Origin of the sequence: Micromonospora sp. BL1, from assembly GCF_003667485.1 — a bacterium.
GTDB lineage: Bacteria > Actinomycetota > Actinomycetes > Mycobacteriales > Micromonosporaceae > Micromonospora > Micromonospora tulbaghiae.
The window spans coordinates 1-8,181 of sequence record NZ_RCVK01000210.1 but is presented as its reverse complement, the minus strand read 5'-3'; the positions used below and the strand labels follow the sequence as shown (position 1 = coordinate 8,181).

The 8,181-nt window shown below is 76.6% G+C and carries 6 protein-coding genes; 5 read left to right on the top strand and 1 reads right to left on the bottom strand.

The features are described 5' to 3' along the window. Positions 1 to 2,198: AAA family ATPase (locus EAD96_RS11610; protein WP_121684266.1), on the bottom strand; the 2,198-nt coding region annotated here is incomplete at its 3' end. 155 nt (positions 2,199 to 2,353) lie between these two features. Between EAD96_RS11610 and EAD96_RS11605 the strand changes: the two genes are divergently transcribed. From EAD96_RS11605 to serS, 5 genes are all read left to right on the top strand, one after another. Next, positions 2,354 to 2,797, top strand: a complete 444-nt coding sequence (locus tag EAD96_RS11605) for a hypothetical protein (protein WP_121684265.1) — start codon at positions 2,354 to 2,356, stop codon at positions 2,795 to 2,797. Continuing rightward, positions 2,794 to 3,930 (top strand): alcohol dehydrogenase catalytic domain-containing protein, encoded by a 1,137-nt coding sequence (locus EAD96_RS11600; protein ID WP_121684264.1) that lies wholly within the window; start codon positions 2,794 to 2,796, stop codon positions 3,928 to 3,930. Before EAD96_RS11605 ends, EAD96_RS11600 begins: the two co-directional genes overlap by 4 nt. Before the next feature lie 31 nt (positions 3,931 to 3,961). Further along, positions 3,962 to 5,137, top strand: coding sequence for a trans-acting enoyl reductase family protein (locus EAD96_RS11595; protein ID WP_121684263.1), 1,176 nt, complete (start codon positions 3,962 to 3,964; stop codon positions 5,135 to 5,137). A 31-nt stretch (positions 5,138 to 5,168) separates the two neighbouring features. After that, entirely contained in the window at positions 5,169 to 6,332 is a 1,164-nt protein-coding gene (locus EAD96_RS11590) for a MerR family transcriptional regulator (protein ID WP_121684262.1), read from the top strand. A 449-nt stretch (positions 6,333 to 6,781) separates the two neighbouring features. Next, positions 6,782 to 8,065: a serine--tRNA ligase gene (gene serS, locus EAD96_RS11585; protein WP_120568601.1), complete on the top strand. Its 1,284-nt coding sequence runs from the start codon at positions 6,782 to 6,784 to the stop codon at positions 8,063 to 8,065. Positions 8,066 to 8,181: the final 116 nt, after the last annotated feature.

Sequence of the window (8,181 nt, the reverse complement as noted above, 5' to 3'; positions counted from 1 at the left end):
GCCCGGAGCTGGGCGAGTGGCTCGCCGCCGACGACGGCGCGTACCTGTGCCTCGTCGGCGGCGAGCCACTCGCCCAGCTCCGGGCCGGGCGCGACGGTCCGCGCCTCGGCGAGCGTGCGCAGCGCGCCGCCCGGGTCGCCGCCGTCGGCCAGCAGCCCGGCCCGGCACAGCGCGGTGAGCGCGGCACCGCCCGGCTCAGCGCCGGCCGGCCCGGCGAGCGCCAGGTGGGCCGTGGCCTCCGCCGGCCGGTCCCGCTGCCAGTCCACGAGCGCCAGCGCCAGGTACGCGTAGCCGCAGTCGGACCGGGACGACCAGCCCTGGCAGGGCGGCATCGCCAGCGCCTCCCGGGCCAGCTCCTCGGCGGCCCGCAGCGCGCCCCGGGCCGCCTCCAGCAGGGCCGAGCGGCTGACGCAGAGCAGCTCGGTACGCGGCCGCCCCGCCCGCCGTGCCGCCTCCCGGGCGGTGGCGAACCGGTCCCGCGCGGTGGGCAGCTCCCCCTCGGCCAGCGCGGCCAGCCCGTGCGCGGCGCCGGCCACCGCGCGCACGTCGTCCCGCTCGGCGGTCCCGGCGCGCGGATCGCCGGCCTCACCGGCCACGGCACCGCCGGCGTCCGGGCCGCTCGGGGACTCGTCCCCCGCGATGGTGGACAGCAGGCGATCGGCCGCCCGGCGTACCTCCTCGTGGTCGCCGCCGAGCCGGGCGAGGCTCAGCTCCACGGCGGCGGCCAGCCGGCCGAACCGGTCGCGGCGCGGCGCGGGCAGGTCGGCGGCGTCGGCCAGCGCGCGCCGCAGCTGCACGTCGGCGGCGGCCCGGTCCCCGGCGTACGCCCGCTCGGCGGCCGCGGCCAGCGCCAGCTCCGGATCACGGCGGACCGCCTCGGCCGGCGGCTCGGGTGGGGCCGGTACGGCGGCCGGTTCGTCCGGCGCCAGCTCGGGCCAGCGGGTGACGAGCAGCTCGGTGGCGTCGGCCCACTCACCGGCGAGAAGCGCGTGCCGCAGCGCCTCGGCCGGACGGTCGTGGCCGGCGTACCAGCCGGCGGCGCGCCGGTGCAGCTCGCGCACCTCGTCGGCGGGCAGCCGGTCCATTTCGTCGCGCAGCACGTCGGCCAGCAGCGGGTGCGGCCGGTACCACTGCGGGCTGCCGCCGTCCTGGTGCAGGAAACCGCCCTCCCGGGCCGCCTCGGCGAGCAGGTGCCCGGCGTCGGGCCGCCCGGTCAGCGCGGCGGCCAGGTCGGCGTGGACCGCGACGGCCACCGCCACCCGGCGCAGGACGTCGCGGGTCGCCGGTTCCAGCGGGGCGAGCACCTCGTCCCGCAGGTACGCGGCGACGTCCGGCTGGTCACCGGCGAACCGGTCCACGGCGCGCGCCGGGTCGGCGCCGTCCCCGAGCGCGAGCGCGGCGAAGCGCAGCCCCGCCGGCCAGCCGGTGGTGCGCTCGGCCAGCCGGGCCACGGCCGGGGCGGGCACCGACACGCCGTGCGCGACGAGCAGGTCGGCCACCTCGTCGGCGGTGAACGCCAGGTCGTCGGCGCCGATCACGGTCAGCTCGCCGGCCAGCCGCCAGCGGTGCAGCGCCAGCGGTGGCTCGCTGCGCGCGCCGGCCACCAGCCGAAGCCGGCCGTCGGTGTGCCGGAGCAGGAACTCCAACCCGGTCAGGGCGGCCGGATCGGTGACCCGGTGCAGGTCGTCCAGGACCAGCAGCACGTGTCGTTCCCGTGCGGCGAGCGCGGCGGCGAGCGTTTCGAGCTGCTCGGGCCGGGGCGGTCCGTCCGGCACCGGTGGCGGCCCGTCGTCCGGGGCGTCGGCGGCGGCGGTACGCAGGGCCGCCGCGAGGTAGCCCCAGAGCCGCCGGGTGGTCTCCCCCGCGGCCACCGTCAGCCAGGCCGGCGCCGGCCCCTCCCGCTCCCCCTGCGCCCAGGTCGACAGCAGCGTCGTCTTGCCCCAGCCGGCCGGCGCGCAGACGAGCGTCAACGGGCCCGACGCGCCCTGTTCCAGCCGGTCCAGCAGCCGGGGACGCAGCAGGACCGGCTCGGGCGGCACGGGCGGCGTCAACCGGGACGCCAGCAACGGCGGGCCACCCGGCAGCGCACCACCGGCGACATCGGGTGAATCGAGGCCGGTGGTGAGCAGATCGCGCGTACCGGTGATGTCGCTTGTGCCGCTCCGTGCGGTGACGACCTGGTCTGCCTCCTCCGGCATGCGTCCCTCCCCCCGTCGGTGCGGGCAGCGGTTACCCGCACCGCGCCGGTTCACCCCTTCCGGGCGAACCCCGCTCACCCGGGCGCCGCGCACCCTGTAGGCACGCGGGGCGGCCGGCCGGAGCGCCGGCCGCCCGGAAAACGGCGGGAGGTCGGGTGGCGCGGAGCAGACGGCTGGCGGCCGGCGCGCTGGCGCTGGCGGGGGCACGGGTGCTGGCTCCGGCGGGCGCACGGGTGCTGGCCCGCCGCCGCGCGCGGCGGGCCGGTACGGATCCGCGGCCGGGCCGGTGGCAGGTGGCGACGATCGCCGTGGCGCCCGAACAGGTGCTCCCGGCGGGGCGGTGGCCCGAGCCGCTGCGCCGCCTCGACGGCGCGGTCGAGGTGTGGGCCCGACCGGCCCCCGGCGGGCGCGGCACCGAACTGGCGATCCGCCCGCTGGGCGGGGAGTGCACGATCCCGGGGTTCGCCGCGCACCTGGTCGGCGACGACCCGGGCCGGTTCCTGCGGCAGGTGCTGCGGCAGACCAAGCAGCTCCTGGAGACCGGCGAGGTGCTGCGGGCGGACCGTTCGCCGCTGGACCGGCCGGGGACGCCGACGTGAGGGCGCTGTGCTGGGCCGGGGCCGGCCTCCTGGAGGTGCGCCGCGTCCCGGACCCGGAGCTGCGCAACGCCCAGGACATGATCGTCCGGGTCCGGCGCAGCACCACGTGCGGCGCGGACCTGCCGCTGCTGGGCGGGCGGGTGCCCGAGGCGTCCGCCGGGGAGGTGCTCGGACGTGAGTTCCTCGGCGACGTGGTCGAGGTCGGTCCGGAGGTACGCCGGCACCGGGTCGCCGACCGGGTGGTGGTCGGCGCGGCGGTGGCCTGCGGGGCGTGCTGGTTCTGTCGGCAGGGGCTGCCGGCCTGCTGTGACAACGGCACGAGCGGCGTGACCGCCGAGCCGGCGTGGGGGCAGCCGTCCGCCGGGGGTTACGGCCGGCCGGCCCGCCTGGGCGGCTTCGCCGGTGGCCACGCCGAGTACGTGCGGGTGCCGTACGCCGACGTGGGCGCGTTCGCCGTACCGGAGTCGGTGAGCGACGAACGGGCGGTGTTCGCCGCCGACGCCGCACCGGCCGGCTGGTACGGCGCCGAGCTGGGCGAGGTCGCCCCCGGCGACGTGGTGGCGGTGTGGGGTGCGGGCGCGGTCGGCCAGCTCACCGCCGACGCGGCGGTGGCCCGGGGCGCGGACCGGGTGGTGGTCGTCGACGACCGGGACGACCGGCTGCGGATGGTCACCGGGCACGACGGCGTGGAGGCGCTCAACCACAGGTACGTGGACGTGCTCGCCGAGCTGCGCGAACGCAGCGGCGGCCGAGGGCCGGACGTGTGCGTCGACGCCTCCGGGGTGCCGGCCGCGCCGGTGCGGTGGCCGGCGGCCGAGCCGGACGGCGGGGCGGCGCTGCGCGAGGCGGTGCACGCCTGCCGCAAGGGCGGCGTGGTGGTGGTGCTCGACGCCCGGCCCGGATTCGTGGACCGGTTCCCGCTCGGCGCGCTCGCGGACAAGGGGCTCGCGGTCCGCGCCGCCCGGCGCCGGGGCAGTGCCGCGATCCCGGCGCTGCTGGAGCGGATGGCCCGCGACGAGCTGGTCACCGAGCATCTGGCCACCCACCGGATGCCGCTGGAGCGCGGCGCCGAGGGGTACGCGTTGTTCCGGGACAGGGCCGACGGCTGCGTCCGGGTGGTCTTCACACCGTGAAGGTGAGCGCCGTGGATGGCACACTCGGCGGATGCGCGCAGACCGTCCGTACGACCTCGTCCTGTTCGGTGCCACCGGCTTCACCGGCGGGCTGACCGCCGAGTACCTGGCCCGGCACGCGCCGGACCGGCTGCGCTGGGCCCTCGCCGGGCGCAACCCGGACAAGCTGGCCGCGGTGCGGGACCGGCTGGCCGCCATCGACCCGGCCCTGGCCGACCTGCCACTGCTCACCGCCGACGTGACCGACCCGGCGTCGCTGCGCGCGGTGGCGGAGTGCGCCCGGGTGGTGGCCACGACCGTCGGCCCGTACGTGCACCACGGCGAGCCGCTGGTGGCCGCCTGCGCCGCGGCCGGCACCGACTACCTCGACATCACCGGTGAGCCGGAGTTCGTCGACCGGATGTACGTGCGGCACCACGCCGAGGCGGTGCGCACCGGGGCACGCCTGGTGCACGCCTGCGGCTTCGACTCGATCCCGCACGACCTGGGCGTCTGGTACACGGTCAAGCAACTGCCGGCCGACGGGCCGATCGCCGTGGACGGGTACGTCCGGGCCGGCGGCCGGTTCTCCGCCGGGACGTACCACTCGGCGCTCACCGCGTTCTCCCGTACCGGTGAGATGAGCCGCGCGGCGCGGGCCCGCCGGGCGATGGAGCCCGGCCCGGACGGACGCCGGGTCCGCGCGGTGCCGGGCAAGGTCGGCCGGGTACGCGAGTTCGGCCAGTGGGCGGTGCCGCTGCCCACCATCGACCCGCAGGTGGTCCGCCGGTCCGCGGCCGCCCGCCCGGAGTACGGCCCGGACTTCCGCTACCGGCACTTCGCGGCGATGAAGCGGCTGCCCACGGTGCTGGTCGCGGGCGTCGGGCTGGCCGGCGTGGTGGGGCTGGTGAAGGTGGCGCCGACGCGGCGCTGGCTGCTCGGGCGGCTCGCCTCCGGGCAGGGCCCGACCGCCGAGCAGCGGGCCAAGTCGTGGTTCCGGGTGCGGTTCGTGGGCACCGGCGGCGGCCGGCGGGTGGTGACCGAGGTGGCCGGCGGCGACCCGGGTTACGACGAGACGGCCAAGATGCTCGCCGAGTCGGCGCTCTGCCTGGCCTTCGACGACCTGCCGGAGACCGCCGGGCAGGTCACTCCTGTCGCCGCGATGGGCGACGCGCTGCTGGAGCGGCTGGTACGCGCCGGCATCACGTTCCGCACCCTGCCGGCGTGAGGTTGACCCTCGACCCGCTTGAGGTCACAGGATGACGGCCGTGGAGAGCGAGCTTCGCAGCATCGGCGAACTGGCCCGGGCCAGCGGGTTGACGGTCAGCGCACTGCGGTTCTACGACCGTTCCGGCGTGCTGGCCCCGGCCCGGGTGGACCCGGTCACCGGCTACCGCTGGTACACCGAGGAGCAGGTGGACCCGGCCCGCCTGGTGGCCGGGCTGCGCCGGGTGGGGATGCCGCTGACCGGCATCGCCGAGGCGCTGCGGCACCGGCACCGGCCGGCCGAGGTGCACCGGCTGCTGGACGCGCACCTGCGCCGCCTGGAGGACGGCCTGGCCGACGCCCGTCGCGAACTCTCCCGGATCCGCAGCCTGATCGACCCGGAGGAGACCATCGTGACCACCCGCCTCGTGCTGTCCCGCACCGACCTCGCCGCCGCCGTGGACGCCGTACGCTTCGCCGTCGGCGCCGACCCCGACCTGCCGGTCCTGTCCGGCGTGCTGGTGGAGGTCGAGCCGGACGGGGTCCGGCTGGTCGCCACCGACCGGCACCGGCTGGCGGTGGCCCGCGTCGCCGGCACCGTCGACGGCCCGCCGGTGAGCGCGCTGCTGCCGGTGGCACCGGTGGACGAACTCCGCGCGCTGCTGGACGCCGAAGGTGCGGAGACCGCCGAGGTGGTCGTCGCCGCCGACCGGGTGACGGTCACGGTGGCGGGTCGCTCGGTGACCGCCGAACCGCTGCCGTACGACTTCCCTGACTACCGGCGGCTGCTGCGGGCGCAGCTCGGCGACGTGCCCGCGTACCGGATCCCGTTCGACGGCGCGGCGCTGCGCGCGGCGCTCACCGCCGACGGCGTCCCGGTCTGCCACCGCGCGCACGAGGGCGTCGAGCACGAGGTGGTGGCGCTCGGCCTGGACGGCCGGGGCGAGCTGCGCCTGGTCGACCCGAACGCAGTGGTCGGCGCGGGTGGCGCGGCGGGCGCGGGCGGCGCGGGTGGCGCGGGTGGCGCCGACGGCGCGGCTGGTGCGGGTGGCCCGGATGCGCTTCGGGTGGCGGTGAACCGTGAGTACCTGCTGGACGCGCTGGGGTCCGGCGACGGCCAGCTCGTGCTGGAGCTGGACGGCCCGATCGCCCCGCTGGCCGTGCGGCGGGCCGACGACGCGGACGCCTTCTCGGTCCTGATGCCGGTACGCCTCTGACGCTCCGGTCTCCGGCCCGCGCTCGCCGGTCCCGGCCCCGCACCGCACCGCACTGCGGCAGGAATCAGTGACCGTGCGTGACCACACCGCCGCCCCCATCCCTTCACCCCTCGCGCACTTTGCTCTGCAGCCATCCACGCAACGCTGACGCTCCGTCGAACGCTGCGTCGGTGGCTGCAGAGCAAAGTCGCCGGAGGGGCATGTCGGCCGGAGAGTGGATCCGCGAGATTGACCAGGTCAGCGGACCGGTGAGCGGCAATGGGCTGGCACGGGCATCGGAACACCATCACGGAATGTGAACACGCCCTGTCGACGGCTCAACCACCACGCACCGTCACCGGAAAGGGCCTTGCGGCGGCGGGCTGCGCGGGCCGGGCCGGGGCGGCGGGGACGCGACGGTAGCATCTGGAGGTCCCACCTGACTGCCTGGACGGAGGCGTACGAGCAGCATGCTCGACATGGAGTTGATCCGGAAGGATCGCGAGGCGGTGGCGACCGCGCTGGCGAAGCGTCTGGATCCCGCCGAGGTCACCCGGGCGCTGGACGACATCCAGCGGCTCGACCAGGAGCGACGCGCCCTGATCACGGAGATCGACGCCGAGCGGCAGCGCCGCAAGGCCGAGGCGCGCGCGTACGCGGAGGCGAAACGGTCCGGCGGCACGCCGCAGCCGGTCGCCCCGGAGGCCGAGCGCAAGCAGCTCGCGGAGCTGGAGTCCCAGCTCGACGAGGTGCAGTCCCGGCTCCGCTCGGCGATGAGCGAGCTGCCGAACCTGCCCGCCGACGACGTGGTCGCCGGGGGCAAGGAGGCCAACCGGGTGGTGCGCACGTTCGGCGAGGCGCCGGCCATCGAGAAGGTACGCGACCACGTGGAGCTGAGCCGTGCGCTCGGCCTGGTCGACCACGAGCGGGGCGTGAAGCTCGGCGGCTCGGGCTTCTGGATGTACACCGGCCTCGGCGCCCGGCTGGAGTGGGCGCTGGTGAACTGGCTGATCGAGCAGAACATCCAGGCCGGCTACGAGTTCCTGCTCCCGCCGCACCTGCTGCTGGAGAGCGCCGGTTTCGCCGCCGGGCAGTTCCCGAAGTTCCACGACGACGTCTACCACATCGACAAGCAGTCGTCCTCGCGCGGCCAGTTCCTGCTGCCCACCGCGGAGACGGCGATCCTCGGCGCGTACCAGGACGAGATCCTGGAGACGCCGAAGCTGCCGTTGAAGGCGTTCGCGTACACGCCGTGCTATCGGCGCGAGGCGGCCGGTTCGCACTCCGACGAGCGCGGCACCGTACGCGGCCACCAGTTCAACAAGGTGGAGATCTTCCAGTTCACGCTGCCGGAGCAGGCGGGCGAGGCGCTGGAGGCGATGGTCGGGCACGTCGAGGGCCTGGTCGGCAAGCTCGGTCTGCACTTCCAGACCAGCCTGCTCGCCGCCGGTGACGCGAGCGCCTCGATGAAGAAGACGCTCGACGTCGAGGTGTGGATGCCGAGCACCGGCAAGTACAAGGAGGTGTCGTCGGTCTCCTGGGCCGGTGACTACCAGGCCCGCCGGGCGGCCATCCGCTACCGCGAGCCGGGCGCGAAGCAGACCCGTTTCGTGCACACGCTCAACGGCTCGGCGCTCGCCACCAGCCGCCTGTTCCCGGCCATCCTGGAGCAGCACCAGCAGCCCGACGGCTCGGTGGTGGTCCCGGAGGTCCTCCGCGACAAGCTGGGCACCGACCGCCTCACCCCGCGCTGACCCGCTCCCCCGCCTCCACTCCCGCCCTTTCCCCGCGATCTTGCACTTCCGGTCCGCCAGCAGTCCGGTTCGCCGCTTCTGCCGGGGCCCCAAGTGCAAGATCGCGGGAGCGGGGG